General features: G+C 70.2%; 14 protein-coding genes and 1 tRNA gene. 6 read left to right on the plus strand and 9 right to left on the minus strand.

Annotated elements, in window-relative coordinates:
- Positions 1-316: 316 nt before the first annotated feature.
- Entirely contained in the window at positions 317-1,585 is a 1,269-nt protein-coding gene (locus ACFWYM_RS13570; protein WP_384544025.1) for a DUF3631 domain-containing protein, read from the minus strand.
- A gap of 294 nt (positions 1,586-1,879) precedes the next feature.
- On the opposite strand from ACFWYM_RS13570, the gene ACFWYM_RS13575 reads away from it, so the two are divergent.
- From ACFWYM_RS13575 to ACFWYM_RS13595, 5 genes are all read left to right on the plus strand, one after another.
- Positions 1,880-2,386, plus strand: coding sequence for a helix-turn-helix domain-containing protein (locus ACFWYM_RS13575; RefSeq protein ID WP_384544023.1), 507 nt, complete (start codon positions 1,880-1,882; stop codon positions 2,384-2,386).
- 125 nt (positions 2,387-2,511) lie between these two features.
- On the plus strand, positions 2,512-2,889 hold the full coding sequence (locus tag ACFWYM_RS13580) for a helix-turn-helix domain-containing protein (protein ID WP_384544021.1): 378 nt from the start codon (positions 2,512-2,514) through the stop codon (positions 2,887-2,889).
- A 32-nt stretch (positions 2,890-2,921) separates the two neighbouring features.
- On the plus strand, positions 2,922-4,427 hold the full coding sequence (locus ACFWYM_RS13585) for a LacI family DNA-binding transcriptional regulator (RefSeq protein WP_384544019.1): 1,506 nt from the start codon (positions 2,922-2,924) through the stop codon (positions 4,425-4,427).
- 134 nt (positions 4,428-4,561) lie between these two features.
- The gene (locus ACFWYM_RS13590; RefSeq protein ID WP_384544017.1) at positions 4,562-5,722 is read left to right on the plus strand and encodes an epoxide hydrolase family protein; all 1,161 of its coding nucleotides are present in this window, start codon (positions 4,562-4,564) and stop codon (positions 5,720-5,722) included.
- A gap of 17 nt (positions 5,723-5,739) precedes the next feature.
- Positions 5,740-6,939: a winged helix DNA-binding domain-containing protein gene (locus tag ACFWYM_RS13595; RefSeq protein ID WP_384834850.1), complete on the plus strand. Its 1,200-nt coding sequence runs from the start codon at positions 5,740-5,742 to the stop codon at positions 6,937-6,939.
- A 42-nt stretch (positions 6,940-6,981) separates the two neighbouring features.
- Here the strand turns inward: ACFWYM_RS13595 and ACFWYM_RS13600 are convergent, their stop codons facing one another.
- From ACFWYM_RS13600 to ACFWYM_RS13610, 3 genes are all read right to left on the minus strand, one after another.
- A complete protein-coding gene (locus ACFWYM_RS13600) occupies positions 6,982-7,392 on the minus strand; it encodes a hypothetical protein (RefSeq protein WP_384544013.1) in 411 nt (136 codons plus the stop codon).
- A gap of 369 nt (positions 7,393-7,761) precedes the next feature.
- Positions 7,762-9,771, minus strand: coding sequence for an FUSC family protein (locus ACFWYM_RS13605; protein WP_384834853.1), 2,010 nt, complete (start codon positions 9,769-9,771; stop codon positions 7,762-7,764).
- 47 nt (positions 9,772-9,818) lie between these two features.
- On the minus strand, positions 9,819-10,208 hold the full coding sequence (locus ACFWYM_RS13610) for a hypothetical protein (RefSeq protein ID WP_384544009.1): 390 nt from the start codon (positions 10,206-10,208) through the stop codon (positions 9,819-9,821).
- Positions 10,209-10,339: 131 nt separating this feature from the next.
- Here ACFWYM_RS13610 and ACFWYM_RS13615 point away from each other — a divergent pair, with 131 nt between their 5' ends.
- Entirely contained in the window at positions 10,340-10,831 is a 492-nt protein-coding gene (locus ACFWYM_RS13615) for a hypothetical protein (protein WP_384834856.1), read from the plus strand.
- Positions 10,832-10,838: 7 nt separating this feature from the next.
- On the opposite strand, the gene ACFWYM_RS13620 is transcribed toward ACFWYM_RS13615, so the two are convergent.
- The 5 genes from ACFWYM_RS13620 to ACFWYM_RS13640 all read right to left on the minus strand — a co-directional run bounded on the left by ACFWYM_RS13620 (position 10,839) and on the right by ACFWYM_RS13640 (position 15,277).
- Positions 10,839-12,050 carry a cation:proton antiporter gene (locus tag ACFWYM_RS13620; RefSeq protein ID WP_384834859.1) on the minus strand — a complete coding sequence of 404 codons (1,212 nt, stop codon included), beginning with the start codon at positions 12,048-12,050 and terminating at the stop codon, positions 10,839-10,841.
- Between the two features lie 197 nt (positions 12,051-12,247).
- Positions 12,248-13,012 carry a hypothetical protein gene (locus tag ACFWYM_RS13625; protein ID WP_384834862.1) on the minus strand — a complete coding sequence of 255 codons (765 nt, stop codon included), beginning with the start codon at positions 13,010-13,012 and terminating at the stop codon, positions 12,248-12,250.
- Between the two features lie 282 nt (positions 13,013-13,294).
- A tRNA-Pro gene (locus tag ACFWYM_RS13630) sits at positions 13,295-13,368 on the minus strand.
- 55 nt (positions 13,369-13,423) lie between these two features.
- The gene (locus ACFWYM_RS13635; RefSeq protein WP_384834865.1) at positions 13,424-14,221 is read right to left on the minus strand and encodes a Pr6Pr family membrane protein; all 798 of its coding nucleotides are present in this window, start codon (positions 14,219-14,221) and stop codon (positions 13,424-13,426) included.
- Positions 14,222-14,347: 126 nt separating this feature from the next.
- Positions 14,348-15,277 (minus strand): metallophosphoesterase, encoded by a 930-nt coding sequence (locus tag ACFWYM_RS13640; RefSeq protein WP_384834868.1) that lies wholly within the window; start codon positions 15,275-15,277, stop codon positions 14,348-14,350.
- Positions 15,278-15,347 lie beyond the last annotated feature (70 nt).

A 15,347-nucleotide genomic window follows, 5' to 3' on the forward strand; every position in this document is an offset into this window, starting at 1 on the left:
AGGACCAGGGTGGTGTGGGCGCGTACCCGGCGAGCAGCTCGCGGATCGGTAGTAGGGCGACGCGAATCAGTTCGGCGGAGGAGGGCGGTGATGCGGGTGAACAAGCGGGGTACTCCAGGTGGGCTTGGAGGCGGCGGCTTCGGCGCAGGGCAGAGCAAGCTGCGGCCGCCGTGGGGTGTGATGTCTCGTCTCACTCGTCGCATGCCTGGTCAGGGCAGGTACGAGTGATGTGGTGATGTCGACTCGACTCGTTGCGGCTCCCTCACTCGTCCCCGCGCTGACCTGCGCAGGGACGAGTGGTGCGAGTGGAGTCGGGTCAGGCCGCGGTGCCGGGAAGCGGACCGTCGGCTGACGCGGCGGGCGCGTCCGTCGCCTTCGGCTCGGGGCAGTAGCGGGCCCAGGTGTCGAGGAATTGGTTGCGCGCGAAGCCCTTGGCTTGGGTGCCGTCGGGGAAGCGACGGTTGGCCGAGCCGATGCCGTAGGGCTTCAGGAGCAGCTGCAGGCCGCGCGGGGTCAAGCCGTTGGCGCCGTACTCCGCCCACGGCGCTTCCCTGTCCGCGTTCAGCGACTCCAGCAGGTGCTTCGTGCTCAGTACGGCTGGGTCGCCGACGGCGGCGAAGGCGCGGCGGATGCCGACCAGGAGGCGAGTGCGCAGGCCGCCTTCCTCGTCCTGGCCGGCCTCGTAGTCGGTCATGGTGCGGCAGGCGGTGCGGGCCAGCATCGGCCAGTCGCTTCCGGCGAGGTCGGCGATGATGACCAGGGGTTCCCAGGTGTCCGCCGCGCGGTCCTCGACCGGCATGGGCGGCTCCATCTCCAGGGCCTGCTCGTAGAGCGGCTGGAGCCAGGCGTGGAGGCGGTCGCGGATCGCGTTCAGGGCAGGAGTGTCCCGGCCGGTGCGGAAGGAGGCCACCTTCTCGCCCGCCGCGCGACGGCGCATCCGGATGACCACCGCCCTGTCCATGATCGTGTCGGGCAGGTCGCCGATCCCGGCGAGCGCGGCCATGGCGAAGGTCGGGAACTCCTGCACCTGGTGCTCGGGCCCGGACACCCGCAGAGTCGGCCGGCCACGCTGGTGGCCCGCGTTGATCAGGCCGCGGACCTCCTCGTTCTTCTCCGCGGCCTTGGTGGTGCTGAACATGGCGTCGGCCTCGTCGACCAGCAGGGTCGGCGGGTCGTCCCCGTCGATCGACCGGAAGATCGCCGCTGCGGTGGCGTTGACGGTGATCAGGCGGTTGTGCACCGTCTCGGTCACCACGTCCAGGAGCCTGGACTTACCGCACCGCTTCTCCGGAGCGACGATCGCCAGACGCGGCGCGTGCTGCCACGCACGCTGCAGATGCGTCGCCGCGATCCACAGAGCCACCGCTGTGACGGCCTCCTCGCTGGGCATCGCCACGTATCGCTTGATCTGCGTACGCAGGTGGTCCAGGATCTTCGCGCCCTCGGATATGGGCACAGCCTTGGACGCGTCGTCGTCCGCGGGTGGTGCGGTGGAGTCGGCCGGTTGGCCGGGCACGGCAACGGGAGGCCACGACGTGGCGGCGTCGTCGGGAAGGGGTGGCGTACTCGGCTGGAGATCGGTCATACTGGGCATCAGCTCCTCTGCTTGCGGGCCATATGGGACGGCAATCCCGGTCTCCGCAGGTTGATCGCTAGGGATGGCGGTTGAGAGGTTTGCGCTTGAGCCCCCGGCATCGCCGGGGGCTTCTTTCATTTCGCGTGCGGGCGTGTGGGCTCCTGAGGTCGGTGGGGTGGGGTGCCACCACTATGCCACATGAATTGCATATCGCAGAAGTGTTCTGCATCTCGCAGTACGCATGCTACTGTTATGGGGTCCTTGCGAATGGCAGGGCGCTGCTACGAACGGAAGGAGGTGGCCATGGCGGATGAGGACCCGCCGCAGGGCGTGCTGCTCAGCGGCGAGGGCAACGTCGCGGTGCGCATCAAGCTGGAACGCGAGGCGCGCGGCTGGAGCACCAACGCCCTGTCCGATCGCATGAACGAGGCCGGCTTCGAGATGAACCCGTCCGCGGTCTGGCGGATCGAAAACGGCAAGCGCCGCATCAACCTCGACGAGACCATCGGCTTCGCCGAGGTCTTCGGTCTCGACCTGCGCAACCTCGTCGGCCCTCCGCAGTTGGCCGCCAAGGCCCGCGCCATGGAGCTCATCGACGAGATCCTCGATGCGTTCCGCGCGACCCAGCGCGCCAACATGGCCTTCACCGAGGCGCGCGACGCCCTCGACGCCTACCTCACCGAGCACCCCGACGTGCGCGAGGAAGCCGACGTCATGGTTTCCAACGCCATCGCGGAGGAGGCCAGCAAGACCATGCTGAAGATGCACGGGCCTCCGCCTGGCGGCGCCGACCCCGTCGAAGAGGCATAGCTCCCGGCTCCCACTCCCGTCCTGGGCCCGCAAACCCCCAGCACGGGCAGCTCACTCCCATCCCTAGCGATCGACCGGCGGACCGGCGTTGCCGCGCCCATGCCCGCCAGAAGAGGAACCACCCCTTGCGCCAACCCGCGATATCCCCTGCCTCCACAACGACCCCGTACGCCGAGGCCGCCCTGCCGCGCCTCTACGTCCCCGAGGAAGTCGCCGCCGCACTCGGCTGCTCGGCCTGGTGGGTCAAGGATCGCGCCCGCCGACGGCTCATCCCGTTCACCCGCGTCGGCCGCGCCTACCGCTTCTCGGACGAGCACCTTGCCGAGATCATCCGCATGCACGAAGAGCGCCCGGCCCAGACTCCGCAGCGCCCTGGCGTCGTCCCGGCACCGACCCGAAAGCCCCGCCCTCGGCAGCAGCCCGAGACGGCTGCCCCCACGGTCCGTCTAAAGGCCCGCCCGCCACGCCGGATGACCAAGTCCCAGTTCGGAACCGCTGCTTAACGCACCCCACACGACAGAAGGGAGGGAAATCTGTGGGGTACGCAGAAAAGCGCGGTGGCTACTGGCGAGGCCGCTACAAGATTGAGGACGGCAAGTACGGCACCGTCGCCGATTCCGCGGGCGTCGTGGTCAAGTTCGCCACCAAGCGCGAGGCCAAGCAGGCCGCAGACGCGGAAGAGGTGACCGTTCGGCGCGGCCAGTGGCGCGACCCGGGCCTAGGTCAAGAGACCTTCGGCGAGTACGCGAGCCGCTGGTACGCCGCCCAGGACCTGGCCGCCTCGACGATGCAGAACTACAGGCGGCACATCGAGGAGCACCTGCTCCCCGACTTCGACGACAAGGCGCTCGCAGGCATTCTGCGTACGGATGTCGACGCCTGGGAGAAGAAGGAGCGGGCCTCGTACGCGGCGTCCAGCGTCAAGACCTGGCGCTCCACGCTCCACCTGATCTTCGAGGACGCGATCGAAGAGGGCCTGCTCACGTCCAACCCGGCAGCGAGGCGCCGAGGCCGGGGCAAGCGCGCCGGCCGCTCGCGCGACCGTGGCCCGGAGAAGGTCGTCACCGACGCGCTCGGCATCCTGCTGACCGCCGAGCGGGCCTCCCTGCTCTCCGGTCGCGACGACGAGTTCGTCGCCACGGTCCTCAAGGGCTACACCGGTAAGCGCTGGGGCGAAATCGTCGGCCTGGAAACGGAGTTCGTACGCCCCAACGCCTTCCGCGTCGAGTGGCAGCTGTACGAACTCGACACGGGCGAGCTGGTGCGCTGCCCGCCCAAGGACGACAGCTACCGCGACATCGACTCGACGGACTGGCTGTCGGCCTTGGTCTTCAACCACATCGCCCGCACGAAGCCGACACCCTGCCCCTGCCACGGCAGGACGTACGTCTTCCGTGGCCAGGGTGCGGCGCGCACTGGCGGCCACCAGGGCGCGAGGCTCGTCGACGTCGCCCGCCGCGCCGGAGTCTCCACGGGCACGGTCTCCAACGTCCTCAACCACCCCGACCGCGTACGCGAGGACACCCGAGTGCGCGTCGAACTCGCCATCGCAGAGCTCGGGTTCGTACGGGGAGGCACCACGTCCGAGCACGCCGCTCACTGGCGCCGCAACGGCTTCGCCACTTGGTTGTTCACGCCAGCGGTTTCCGGCTGGTACCCGAAGAAGGCACCCCAGGAGGCCCGCCCGGTACCGATCCTCGGCGAGCCGTGGCCGGGCATCCCGGCCCGAGGCCGAGGCGCTGCTGCTCGGGCGGAAGCCTGCTGGCTCCCGATCGCCAAGGGCCTCACACCGCACGGCCTGCGCCACACCCACCGGACGATGATGGAGGACCTCGGCACCGAGAAGGTCCTCATGGACGAGCGCATGGGCCACATCGACGGCTCGGTCTCGGCGCGCTACGCGCACGTCACGCCAGGCATGCGCCGACGCCTCATGGCTGGTCTGACCGAGCAGTGGGAGGCGGCGCTCGCTCTCCGGCGGGCGCTCCACCCGCGTTCCCCAGTAGCCGCGCTGGATCGACTTCTGCGTACCGGCGGCTGACGTATCGATTCCGGCCCTCCTCCAGGAGGGCCGGAATCCGCCGGGTCCCCATACGCCTCCCTTGCGGGGTGTTGCTGGAGCAGGCGACCGATCCATCCCTTTCATGGCGATTCACTCGTGGTCGCCATATATTGATGATCATGTGCGCTGACCTCAGCCCGTTCCGGATTCAGATCCCCCAGGCCGATCTCGATGACCTGCACGACCGCCTGGCTCGTACGAGGTCGCCGTACCCGGTACCTGGCACCGAATCGGAGTGGGATCATGGCATCCCGTCGGACTACCTCCATGAACTGGCCGACTACTGGGCGGACGGGTTCGACTGGCGGGCCCACGAGGCCAGGCTGAACGCCTTCCCGCACTTCCTGACCGAGATCGACGGCCAGACCATCCACTTCCTACACATCCGCTCACCGGAGCCGGACGCCACGCCGCTGTTGCTGAACCACAGCTACCCGACCTCGTTCGTGGAGTTCCTGGAAGCGAGCGGGCCGCTGACCGACCCGCGCGCCCACGGCGGGGACCCGGCCGACGCGTTTCACGTCGTCATCCCCTCACTGCCGGGCTTCGCCTTCTCCAGCCCGCTCTCGTCGCGCGGCTGGAACCTGGAGCGCACCGCCCTGGCGTACGGGGAACTGATGACCCGCCTCGGCTACGAACGCTTCGGCGTCGAAGGCGGCGACCTCGGCGCCGGCGTGACCGGTCGGATGGCGATGCTGTTGCCCGAGAGGGTGATCGGCGCGCACACCCATGGCGACCGGCTCCAGCTCGGCATGGCAGGCGAGGACCTCCCGGTGCCGGAGGGGCTGAGCGCGGAGGAACAGGCCGGGCTCGAAGCGGCACAGCGCAGCTGGTCGCAGATGAAGGGCTACCGGGTCCTGCACTCGACCGCGCCCAACGCCCTGTCGGTCGGTCTGGCGGACTCGCCGATCCTCCAACTGGCCTGGATCGCCGAGAAGTTCGTGCAGTGGGCCAACCCCGCCACGCCGATCAGCCGCGAGAACGTGCTGATCACGGCGAGCCTGTACTGGTTCACCCGGACCGGCCCCGCGGCGGGCGACTTCTACTGGGAACTCGCCCACGCCGACAACCCGGGTTGGGGCGGCGCCTCCGACGTCCCCATGGCCTCCTCGCTCTTCTACAGCGACCCGCTGGTCCGCAAGGTCCTCGGCCCCGCCGCCGACAGCGGAATCTTCTTCCGGGAGCACACTGAGGGCGGGCACTTCCCCGCGTTCGAGGTTCCCGACCTGTTCGTCGACGACATCCGCGCCTTCTTCCGCAGCCTTCGCCGCTGACGCGGCGCCCATCCGCCATGGCCGCGAAACGTCCCAAGATCAGTGACCGGCAGCGCCGCGCCATGCTGGTCCGTCGTCACCTGCTCGCACCGTCCGCCCGCGCGACATCGGTGGAGCAGGTGGCCGATGCCCTGGTGGCGCTGCATGCCACCGAACCGGCCACGGTGTTCCTGTCCGTGGCCGCGCGGATGACCGGAGCGACGCCGCAGACGGTGGAGCAGGCGCTGTACGAGGACCACAGCCTGGTGCGGATGCTGTGCATGCGCCGCACCGTGTTCGTGGTGCCCAAGGACCTGGCGCCGGTGGTGGAGGCGTCCACGGCCCGTACGGTGGCAGCCCGGGAACGCGCCGCCTTGATCAAGGTACTGGCCGAGCAACTCCCGTACGACAAGGCGTGGTTGAGCGGAGTCGAAGCCGATGTCATCACCGCTCTGTCCGAGCTCGGTGAGGCCGACGCCACCCAGATCGCCGACGCGGTCCCGCAGCTCAAGGAGCGGATCACGCTCTTCCCGGGCAAGCCGTACGAGACCCGGCCCCGGATCAGCAACAAGGTGCTGACCGTGCTGGCGGCCGAAGGCCGCATCCGCCGTGGGCGCCCGCAGGGCACGTGGATCTCGGCCAAGTTCCGGTGGACCCTGGCCGAGCCCCACCCCCAACTGCCCGCCGACCAGGCCAGGTTGACGCTCGCCAGGCGCTACCTGGCGGCGTTCGGCCCGGTCACCCTGGACGACATCAAGTGGTGGACCGGCTGGAACCTCACCGACACCCGCACCGCCCTGGCAGGCACCGACGCCATCGAGGTCGACCTCGGCCACGCCACCGGCTACGTCCTGCCCGACGACGCCGTCCTCGACCTGCCCGACCGGGCCGACACCGGGGCGGCGGTATCGCTGCTGCCCACGTTGGACCCCACCGCGATGGGCTGGCGCGACCGCGACTGGTACCTCGACCCCGCCCACGTACCGGAACTCTTCGACCGCAACGGCAACATCTGCCCGACCCTGTGGTGCGACGGCCGCATCATCGGCGGATGGGGCCAGCACCAGGACGGCCACATCGTCACGCACCTGTTCACCGCCACAACGGACCGCCGAATCCGCGCAGCCATCGCGACCGAGGCCGAACGACTCACCGACTTCCTCGGAGACATCCGGATCCGACCTCACCTGCGGACCCCACTCGTACGCCGCCTGGAGGCAGCTTCACGGGCGGATTGAGCTGGGGGACTGAGCCGCCTGAGAACGATCTCCGGGAACGAGTCAGGCCCGCAGCCCCGTGAGGGCCCGACGGCACGCGTCGGCCGCGTGTTTGGTGGCCTGGGCGCACAGACGGCAGTGTTCGTGGTGCACGCCGTGCTGACTGCACTGCGCGTTACTGCGCTCGCAGGCGATGGCGCAGGCTTCCAACTGGGCTGTCAGCAAGGAGTGTTCTGCGTCGGCGCCTCGGGTGAGGACACGGCGGGTGGCAGCGGTGACGTCGGCACAGTCCAGGTCACGGTTGATGGCGTCGCGCAGTTCGTCCGCCTCCTTCTCGGCGAGCATGCCGGCCGCGCAGGCGGTGACGGCGACTTCGCAGGCGGCGAGCGCGTCGGCGGTGGTGGCGACGAGGTGGTTGTCGAGGTGGTCGGCGCGCGCGGCGACGCTGTCGAACATTTCGCGGGTCTGGAGCATCACGACTCCCGGTGGGCGCTGGGAACTTCCGCCGTTAGTACCGGCCTGCGGGGCCGGGAAGGGCGTGCGACCGGCATGAGGAGGCGGGTGCCGGACCGCACGCTGTGCGCCGGAGTGTTCAGTCGGGGCCGCCAGGTGACCAACTCAGTTGAGGAATATGGGTCCTTGGCGGTGCGCGCTCTGGTCAGGCATGGTCGGCCTGTTCGCCGACTTCGTGTACGAGGGCGTGCGCTCGGTCACCGGTCCGGCCCCCGCGCCGACCTCGCTGACGCGATCCCCGCCGTGCCCCCGAGGCCGCCGAACAAGCGGCCTGGGCCCACACCCGCACGGTGCAGGAAGCCCTCGACCGGACGTTGCGAAGCGAACCGGTCAGGCGGCCGGGTGGTCCGTGGTGTCCGGTGAGGCGATGGCTCGTGCGGCGTGCACCTCGCGCCGTAGGGGTGTGAGTACGCCGTCTGCGGCGTCGTCTTCGACGGGCGGGTCCGGTACCGGTGCGAGGGAGGTTGTCCCACGTACCGTCTCCGCCAACTCCTCTAGTTGCAGGGCGAGTTCCTTGGCTTCGGCGGGTGGCGGCCAGGGGGCTCCGTGGCGCATCCGGATGCGTGCGGCGGTGGTCGCGTCCACGATGCGCTCGACCGCGATGACCAATGGCCACCAGGTGGCGGCGCGGGTTCCCATCGGTGGTGGTTCGGTCAGGGCGCGCTGGAATTCGGTGCGTACGGTGGCCAGGTCGAGGTAGAGCTGCCTGCGCATGCGGGCGCGGGCGGCGCGGTCGGGGACGCCGGGGGCGTCGGGGTCGAGGAAGGCGCACTCGACGTAGCGCGCGGTGTTGTCCACGGTGGCGGCGAGTTTGTCGCCGATGCGGGTGCGCCAGCTCTCCGGCCACAGCAGATAGCCCGCGACGAGGGCGATGCCGCAGCCGATGAGGGTGTCGTACAGGCGTGGGGCGATCAGGTGGGTGCCCTGGTGGTTGATGACGTCGGACATCAGCAGGATCACCGGGGTGACGGCCAGGTTCTGGTAGCCGTAGCCGCGCGGGGCGAGGGCGGGGATGAGCGGGGCGAGTAGGGCCATGGCGAGTACGTCCCACCAGCCGCGCGGTACCTGGGAGAGCACGAGGGCCGCGAGCAGCAGGCCCGCGGCGATGCCGACAGCGCGGAGTACGGCCCGGGAGAAGACCGAGCCGAAGTCGGGCTTCATGACGAACACGACCGCCAGTGCCACCCAGTAGGAGCGGGGCACCTCGATGAGAGAGGTCAGGGTCTGGGCGAGGCCGATGCACAGGGCCAGGCGCAGGCCGTAACGCCAGGAGGCGCCGGAGCACAGCACGGTGCGGGCGGCGCGGCGGGCGCGTGCGCGCAGGGCGGCGGGGCGGCCGAGCCGGTCGTCGACATCGCCCGGGTCGTCGTCTGTGAGGGTTTCGGCGGCGTGGCGCAGGGCGTCGTCGAGCGCGCGCGTGGCGGGATCTTCGGGCTCGGGCAGGTGCAGGGCGAGCGGCCCGGTGAAGCCTCGGTCGACGGCGTCGGCGAGAGTGCGCACGGCGGCGGGCACGGTGTCGGGCAGCGGACGAGCGGAACGTTCGGCGTACTGCTGCACGGCGGGCGCGGCCTCGATGACGGGGATCAGGGCGTTGAGCAGGCCGACCAGGCGCACCAGGTCCTGGTTGCGGCCGTGGTCGCGGGTGCGGCGGGAGAGCAGGATGTCGTACGACTGGTTGAGGGACTGGGTGACGTGCTGTCGGGCGGTGGCGTACGTGTCCGGTCCGAGCGCCGCCGTTTCCAGGAGGTCGGCGACCGTGCGGTAGGTGCCGGCGACGGCGGCCCGCTCGGGCAGCCCGGACCGCAGCGGCCAGGCGAGCAGCGAGAGCACGAGGACGAGAAGCCCGCCGACGCCCATCAGGACGGCGCCGGCCCACCAGGGCTCGGGCATCGGAAGCCCGGCACCGACGACCGTGTTCATCAGCAGCAACATGCCCGAGGCCGAGGAGACGGCCCCGATCGTGGAGATCATCCCGGAGACCAGCGCGACGGCGGTGACCACGGCAACCGCCGCCCACCCGTGCCCGTACACCACAGTGCCAAGCGCGATGCCGACGGAGCTGAAGAACTGCGGCACGCCGATGTTGAAGACGCGCATGCGGTACGTGCTCGTCGGGGAGTCCCCGCTGATGACACTGGAAAGCCCGCCCATCGAGGCCAGCGCCCCGTACGCGGGATATCCGGTGGCGAACCCGGCGGCGAGTGGCAATGCCATGCTGACGCTCGCGCGGGCGACGGCGGGCCACGGGGTGCGGGCGGGCCGCGGCTTCAGCGGGTCGAGGGTGCGGGCCAGCCACCCGGGTGGGGAGAGGCGTGAGCCGGGGCCGGCGGTGTTCGCCATCGGTGTCCTCGTCATGTGGGCTCGTAGGGAGGCGCGGCCTGCGGGACCTAGAGGATCAGCCAGATGATGAGGACGGCTACGGCGATCACGGCGAGGACCAGGAGGGCCCTGACGGTGGGTGACTGGCGGGCCAGCCAGCGGCGCAGCAGTACGGTCCACCACTCCACCCGGACCACGGCGCGGCTGGCCCAGTCGAATTCCAGGGCGAGCAGACTCAGGCCGCCCAGCAGGAGCGGGATGCCCAGCTCAGGCAGCAGCACCATCAACAGCAGTCCGCCAAGGCCCATCACCGCTCCGGCGCCCGCGGCCAGGACGCGGACGGCCATCGACCGGCCGCCCAGCCGCTCTCGGCGGGCGGCGAGGCGGGCGAGGGTGGCTTGACGCGATTCTTCTTCGCTCAGGTCCAGCGGGGCGCGATGCGGGGTTCGGGCGGCCATGGAAACTGATCGTAGTGACTGTCTGTGATTTTCTCCGTGCGGAACGTGTTTGAATCTTTGCGGGCCCGGTGGCGGGGCGTACTGATGACAGGTCCACTGGTGGGGCGTATCCCGTGAGCTGAGGAGTCGTCATGGCCGACGAGCACAATGTTCTGCTGGTCCTCTTCGCCGAGCCGGACCACTGCCGTGCCGCGTTCGAGGACTTCAGGCTCCTTCCCGGGGTGTCGGCGGCCGCGGTGCTGGAGCGGTCGGCCGACGGGATCGTGGATGTGCCGGAGTCCCATGTGGAGGACACCTCGGGGTACACCGTCGGCGCGGGCATCATCGGTGGCGTGCTGGGACTGCTGGCCGGACCCGCCGGATCCTTCCTGGGCCTGGCCAATGCGTCGGCCGCCGCCGAGGCGTTCGCGAACGCCCGTGAGGCGGAGGGCGGGAGTGCGCTGATCTATGTCAGCAGCCGAGTCGAGGACGGGACGGCAGCCCTCGTGGTCGACGCCCATGAACAGTCCCCGCAGCCCGCCGACGACCTGGCCCGTCGGCACGGCGGCGCCCTTGAGCGCCTGCCGGCCAAGGAGTTCGCGGCTCAGGTGCGGGCAGCGGAGAAGGCCGCGCGCAGGGCCTGAAGACACTTCACCCCGGGGCGTCAGGTTGCGGGTGGCGCTGGAACCAGCGGGCGATCGGTTCCATGGTCACGCCGTGCAGGATGATGCTCAGCAGTACCGTCGCGCAGGTCACGTTGAAGATGAACACCGCGTCCCCGGATGGTAGTTGGGCGTAGGCGAGGAAGGCGAAGACGATCGAGGTGACGCCGCGTGAGCCGAGCCAGCCGACCGCGGACCGCTCGGCCCGGGTGAAGCCGAGCCCGGTGAGCGACGCGTACACCGGCAGCATGCGGGCGACGGTGAGCGCGAGCAGCGCGTAGCCGATGACGGGCCAGCTGAGGCCGTCGGCCGTGAACTCGTCGGCGGTCAGCTTGCCGAAGAGGAACCACACGGCGAGGGCCATCACCTCCACGGCGTCGTGGGCGAGTTCGAGGTTACGGTGCCCGACGGCGTGGGCGGTGGTGGCGTAGCACCAGCCGGCGACGAACGCGGCGACGAAACCGTTGCCGCCGACCAGGAGCGACAAGGCGTACGTCATGAAGGGAATGGCCAGGGTGGCCAGGCGCAGCCCGGCGGGCCGGGCCCATCCGGCATCGAGCGCACGACGTACCAAGTAGGCGGCCCCCAGGCCGAGCCCTGCACCGACCAGCACCGCCAACGCCGCCCCCTTGAGGACGTTCAACAGCAGGCCGGTGAACGTATCGCCGTCGGAGGAGAGGAGATACGACACGCAGAACACGAACAGCGGGGAGGCCAGGCCGTCGTTGAAGCCGCCTTCGATGTTCAGCGCGGCCCGCACCCGCAGCGGCACCCGGGCGTCGCGCAGGAAGGTCGAGACGGGGGCGAGATCCATCGGCATCACCACCAGCGCGGCCACCCCCAGCAGCCACCAGCTCCGGCCGGGAAAGAGCGCGGCGCCGAAGAGCGTGGTCAGCGCGACCGAGGCGGGCAGCGCGAGCCCGAGCAGCCGGCCTTCCCCCACCGACTTGCCAAGGCGTTCGTAGTCCCTGGCCTCGGTGGCGTCCGTGAACAGCATGACGGCCAGCACGAGTTCGACGCTGCGCTGGAAGAGGTGCGGGTGCGCCTCCAGGTCGATCGGTACGGCCGGGCTGTCGCCGCGGGTGAGAACGATGCCGGCCAGCGCGAACGCGATCGGCGCGGTGATGCTCCACCGTACGAGGCGTTCCGACACCAGCGTCCACACGAACAGCAGCGATACGAGGACGAGCAGCGGGAACACGGCGACTCACAGGAGTGGGGAACGAGGGGGCCGGGCGTCGAAGTCAGGAACGGCGTGGTGGTCAGTCTCGACTCACGGACGGAGGAGCCGAGTCAGCCGCGCCACGGTCGTCCCCCGCATGGAATGCCGACGAGCCTGGAGGAGAAGGTGCTGCGAGGCCGAGCGCCACGCCGAACTGGTCGCTCTGCGGGCCGAGTTCACCACCACCGGGGGCGGATGGTCTCGTTGTCGTCGGCGGCGCAGTTGACGCCGTTGACGACCTCGGAGTCGGCGATGTCCCAGCCGACGACGCCGTTGCCCTGCCGCTCCAGTTCGACCAGGCGGGCGCGGTGGGCGCCCTGGCCGGTGTTCACGTCGCAGGTCTCCACGCTGGTCCAGGCGCGTCCGTCAAGGGCGGCGAGGAACGCCACGACGGGCAGGATCACGGTGCCAAGCAGGAGCCCGGCGATCCACAGGACGTCGGCGGTGTGCTGGAGAGGGGTCTCGGCCCGGCGGCCGCTGCGCCGCCCCGTCGCGTGCACACGGCGGCCGGTGGTGTAGTCGATCATCACCGCCACCCGCAGCAGGTACCCGAGCGCACCGGCGAGCAGGCCCCAGCCCCAGCCGTTGAAGGCGCCGACCACCACGCCCAGAGCGGCCGGGACGATGGCGGCCGTGGCAGCGGTCACCGGCAGGGGTGTGTCCCGGTGGCGCAGGGCGCCGCCCTTGGCCGCGAAGTAGCCGTAGGTTGCGCGGGAGACGACGACGGTAAGGACCGTGGCGAGCAGGGGCTCGTTGAGGAACATGCCGATCACGACGTCGGCCCAGTTCCCCGGTCCCATGGCGGTCAGGGCGTCCCGGGCGGCGTTCCCGCCGCCGAGCGTCCAGGCCAGCTTGAGCACCGGGACCGTCAGCACCACCGCCACCAGCACCAGGTGCCCGGAACTCTCCCGGCTGTACTCGGGTGCTTTCGCCTCACTCATGTCCCGAGTGTTGCGGCGGGCCGGTACGAGCCGGAGCCGACACACAGTCCCGCCCACCCTGATGAGCCGAAGTAAGTAACGACGATCGTTGCGTTGTAGGTGAGTTCGCGAACGCGCAGGTGTCGGCGAATGAGTGGGCTGTGTGCCTCACCTGCCCGGCAGCCGTGCGCTGGGAGAAGCCGACCAAGATCTTCTCCCAGATTTCTCCCAAACGATCACCGGAAACGCAGAAAGAGCCTGATCCGGAATCCGGATCAGGCTCTTGACCTGGTGTTTCAGCTGTCGGGGTGGCGGGATTTGAACCCACGACCTCTTCGTCCCGAACGAAGCGCGCTGCCAAGCTGCGCTACACCCCGATGTCGTTGCTCCGCTCCCCGTCAGCTTCTGCTGCGCAGGTCGCGGCGACATCGATTACTTTAGCGGACCGGCGCCCTGAGACGAAATCCGGTTTCCGAGGCCCTTCGCCCCGCCCTTCCCCCGGCCCCTCGGCCGGGGCCGCACCCGGTCCAGGCCGACCAGCGCCAGCGCCAGCGCGTAGAAGGCGAGACCGAAGATCACGGCGTTGCCCAGGACCCCGGCGTAGCCGTGCTGGTCGACGTCGAGGAACGGGTACGGGTAGCGCGCCGGAGTGCCCGGCGTCATGATCGCGCCGCGGATCAGGGCGAAGGCGAAGTAGGCCAGCGGGTACAGCAGCCACAGCCCGGCGTGACGGAGGCGGAGCCCTCCGGGGCGGATGAGGAAGAGCCAGTTCGCGAGCGCGCCCAGCGGCGTCACCGTGTGCAGGAGCTGGTTGGAGACCGAGTGCCAGCCGGTCAGGGGGGCGGCCTCGTCGCCGGTCATCGAGAAGCTGCTCGCGTCGTTGGCGAGGACGAAGTGGTAGACGAGGCCCGTGATGGAGATGAAGAGGAGCGTGCCGCCGGTCAGCCACGGAGGCAGCGGCGGCCGTGCCGTCCACGCCCGCCACGCGCTGACCGCGAACACCACCGCCACCAGCACATTGCTCTGGACCGTGAAGTAGCTCAGGACGCGCGGCACGCTGTCGGCGAGGGCCAGGTCGATGACGATGCCGGTCAGCGCGGCCAGCGCGACGAGCGCGCGGAACACGGCGGCGAGGGGGCGGCGTACGGGAGGGGGCGCGACCGCTTCGGCCGGAACGCCCCGGGCACTGAAGGCGTTCCGGGAGTCGAAGGCGCTTCGGGTGCCTTTCACACCCCGTACACCCTTGATGCCCCGCATACCACGCGAAGTCCGGTCTGTCCCGATCATGCCCCCACGGTACGCAGACCCACGCGGGCCCGCCTGCCCGAGGGGGCCTCAGAAGGAGGTACCGGGGGTTCAGTTCTCCCGGGGCACCAGCGTCAGCAGCGTCGCCTCCGGAGGGCACGCGAGCCGCATCGGCGTGTAGCGGTTGGCGCCGCACCCCGCCGACACATGCAGGTAGGACGTGCGGCCCTCGGACTCGTGCGTCGACAGGCCCTTCACCCGGTCCGTGTCCAGGTCGCAGTTGGTGACCAGGGCGCCGTAGAAGGGGATGCAGACCTGGCCGCCGTGGGTGTGGCCCGCGAGGACCAGCGGGTAGCCGTCCGCGGTGAAGGCGTCCAGGGCGCGCAGATACGGGGCGTGCACGATGCCCATCGAGAAGTCGGCGCCCGTGTCGGGGCCGCCCGCCACCTGTGCGTACCGGTCGCGCTTGATGTGCGGGTCGTCGACGCCGGTCAGGCCGATCTCGTAGCCCTCGACCTTCAGCGAGCCGCGCGTGTTGGTGAGGTTGACCCAGCCCGCCGTGTCGAAGCCGTCGCGCAGGTCCTCCCACGGGTTGTGGATGACGCCGACCGCGGGCTTGTTGCCGTTCAGGCCGTGGCGTCCCTGCACCTTCTCCAGCAAGTACCGGGCGGGGTTGCGCCACTTGGGACCGTAGTAGTCGTTCGAGCCGAAGACGTACGTGCCGGGGAACTCGAGCAGCGGGCCGAGCGCGTCCAGGACCTCGGGCACGGCCTCGGGGTCGGAGAGGTTGTCGCCGGTGTTGACGACGAAGTCCGGGCGCAGCCCGGCGAGCGAGCGCAGCCAGCGCTGCTTCTTGCGCTGGCCCGAGACCATGTGGATGTCGGAGACCTGCAGGACGCGGAGCGGACGCATCCCCGGAGGCAGGACCGGCACCGTCACCCGTCGCAGCCGGAACAGGCGGGCCTCGATGCCCACGGAGTAGGCGACGGTGGCGGCGGCTGTCGCCGAGATTCCCAGGGGTACTGCGTATCGCGCGCGCATGCGTCCATCGTGTCAGACCGCCGCCGCCCCTGAAATCAAGGGGCAGGGGCCCCACCACACCTGCGACAAT

The organism is Streptomyces sp. NPDC059009, assembly GCF_042740175.1.
Classification (GTDB): Bacteria; Actinomycetota; Actinomycetes; order Streptomycetales; family Streptomycetaceae; genus Streptomyces.

Coding starts and splice junctions, on each gene's coding strand:
- ACFWYM_RS13570 (WP_384544025.1), bottom strand. CDS start 1,585: ATGACCGATCTCCAGCCGAGTACGCCACCCCTTCCCGACGACGCCGCC.
- ACFWYM_RS13575 (WP_384544023.1), top strand. CDS start 1,880: ATGGCGGATGAGGACCCGCCGCAGGGCGTGCTGCTCAGCGGCGAGGGC.
- ACFWYM_RS13590 (WP_384544017.1), top strand. CDS start 4,562: ATGATCATGTGCGCTGACCTCAGCCCGTTCCGGATTCAGATCCCCCAG.
- ACFWYM_RS13595 (WP_384834850.1), top strand. CDS start 5,740: ATGGCCGCGAAACGTCCCAAGATCAGTGACCGGCAGCGCCGCGCCATG.
- ACFWYM_RS13600 (WP_384544013.1), bottom strand. CDS start 7,392: ATGCTCCAGACCCGCGAAATGTTCGACAGCGTCGCCGCGCGCGCCGAC.
- ACFWYM_RS13605 (WP_384834853.1), bottom strand. CDS start 9,771: ATGGCGAACACCGCCGGCCCCGGCTCACGCCTCTCCCCACCCGGGTGG.
- ACFWYM_RS13610 (WP_384544009.1), bottom strand. CDS start 10,208: ATGGCCGCCCGAACCCCGCATCGCGCCCCGCTGGACCTGAGCGAAGAA.
- ACFWYM_RS13615 (WP_384834856.1), top strand. CDS start 10,340: ATGGCCGACGAGCACAATGTTCTGCTGGTCCTCTTCGCCGAGCCGGAC.
- ACFWYM_RS13625 (WP_384834862.1), bottom strand. CDS start 13,012: ATGAGTGAGGCGAAAGCACCCGAGTACAGCCGGGAGAGTTCCGGGCAC.
- ACFWYM_RS13640 (WP_384834868.1), bottom strand. CDS start 15,277: ATGCGCGCGCGATACGCAGTACCCCTGGGAATCTCGGCGACAGCCGCC.